The 2,126-nt window shown below is 34.1% G+C and carries 2 protein-coding genes; both read right to left on the bottom strand.

What is annotated here, in order from left to right; genetic code table 11:
• On the bottom strand, positions 1-1,574 hold a 1,574-nt coding region (locus tag BAZSYMA_RS04190; protein WP_143243095.1), incomplete at its 3' end, for a hypothetical protein.
• Between the two features lie 178 nt (positions 1,575-1,752).
• A partial coding sequence (locus BAZSYMA_RS09925; protein ID WP_195910092.1) for a hypothetical protein occupies positions 1,753-2,126 on the bottom strand: 374 nt, incomplete at its 5' end.

Genomic DNA, 2,126 nt, shown 5'->3' on the forward strand with positions numbered 1-2,126 from the left:
TTTTTCCTAACAGAAAACAAAAGATTTGACTTGACACCAAGAAGTATACTGGTAAACGATTGAGCAGTATTTGATATATCAAGAAGCGGAGAAATAGGATCTCTGTTCAAGAATTTGGCAAATGCTACATAATCGTCGCTTCTTCCAGCAAGACATTCTTCTATTTGAGTATCTATCAAAGGGGGTAAAGTATCTATGCTTTTAAGGACATTAATAAGAACCATATCTTTGTTTGGGTGGTAAGGAACAACAACACAATCATAAACAGGATAGTTATGACCTGTATAACCTGATTTGTCCCAGCAAAGGGCATTCATGTTTTGCCCTTGATTGTTAAGATTATACCGCTCTCTAAACATTTTTTCTGTCGCTTTGCGTGCTTGTTGTTTTGCTTTTACTAGAAATTTTTCTGCAGAATCTTTTGCTGAACGACATATTTTCTCTCTCCCTTGTTTTCTTTGTTTATAAAAAGCATTGGCATAAGAAATCTTCATATTGCTTAAGAAGAAATTATAAGTTTTTACATAACTACCTAAAAACTCAGAAAAAGGATAATTTTTATCGGTTTCTGTATAAGGAGGTTTTTTAGATGAAGTATCTGGTGATTTAATTGTAATTAAATCCTCTAGTTTATAGGCACTAAAATGAGTCTTATAGTCGTAAAAAATATTACCCAAACATCCTTGTATTTGTCCAGGATTCATATCTTTAAAAGATAAGACATGGTTACTATCAGCATTAATACCACATAGTTCAAGTGTTGGATTAGACAAAATACTGGGTGGTGTAGTTATCATCCCTTTAATTGAGTGATCCAAGAACTCTTCTAAAGCAACAAACTTTGGAGAGCCTTTCATCCATTGGGCTGAATATACTTTTTCCAGTAATGCTTGTAATTTTTGAACAGATGTAAAATATTGCTTCCTATAGGTGAAAAACAAATCCCGTCCATGTTCGGAATAAATTTTTTCTAAACCCTCTGTGTTGTTCATTCCTGAGATCAGAAGGTCATGAACTTTTGATGCAAATTTAGTCATATCTTGAACCTCTGCCTTAGGGGATTCATATATATAATCACCATTAACAGCTTTTAATATTTTATTCAATTTTTCCTCTTCTCTGTCTGTTGGAGAAGGCCCAAAATCAGAAATTATATTAAATGCTAATGTCCAATTATAAAAAGATGCTATTTTATCTGCGGTTGTTGCATTGGGATCTTCAAAAACCGTTACAATGTGATAAATTACCATTCCTACTGCTATAGCTACACCGATAACCCCGATAACTTCTACTGCTACTTCTGCAGTCAACACAGCCGTGTCCATTATTGGTGCCTCTAAAGCCCCAGTTGTCTCTGCTGCAGTACTAGCAATATTCTCAGAAGCGGTGGTGCCAATCTCATCTGTTGTGGGGATGTCTTCTACCTGGAGTTCTGGGTCGGTGCTATCTTGATTCGTTATTCGGTCATCAAATTCATCGTTATCTGGAGTACACAAAGATCCTGCAACGCCGACATTAAATGTTATTAAGGCACTCAAAATTAATGTTAGAAAATTAAATTTTATTAGTTTCATATATACTCCAAATGTTTTTCAAATACATTTTTTGAAAAACTCTCTTTAAAATTAAAAAAAATAGACCATTGTTTTTTAAGGATGAAAATGTGTTTTGTGTTTATGCCATTTTCAAAAAAAATCGTCTTATTAACTACTTATATCTGTCTTAGGGTTTATAAAATAAGCATTTTTATACCTATGCTTTAATGCCAAACCAATTGAAAAGATCTTGCAGCCAATCTGGGATGGGAGGCAGAGGTTCAGATTTTATACAACGCAGAGCAAGACCAAGATTTGGAAGATCATCTTTAAAGCTGACCGAACCTGCTGCACTATTAAAAACTAAACTGTTTGCTCTAAGTCTTATTTCTACATGCACTCTTGTACTTTTAGAGAATATCCAACCGTAATACCAAGGATGGGTAATTACCGTTTTATACTCGGGCCTAGGAGAAGCAATACGACTTCTAGTCCAATACCGACCAGAGTTGCTTTCTACAACATAGATATTTTTATCAATATTTATCACTCTTTTACGCATACCTGTTAAAGGCAATTTTAAAAAGTTGT

This window comes from Bathymodiolus azoricus thioautotrophic gill symbiont, from assembly GCF_001298715.1.
Lineage (GTDB): Bacteria > Pseudomonadota > Gammaproteobacteria > PS1 > Pseudothioglobaceae > Thiodubiliella.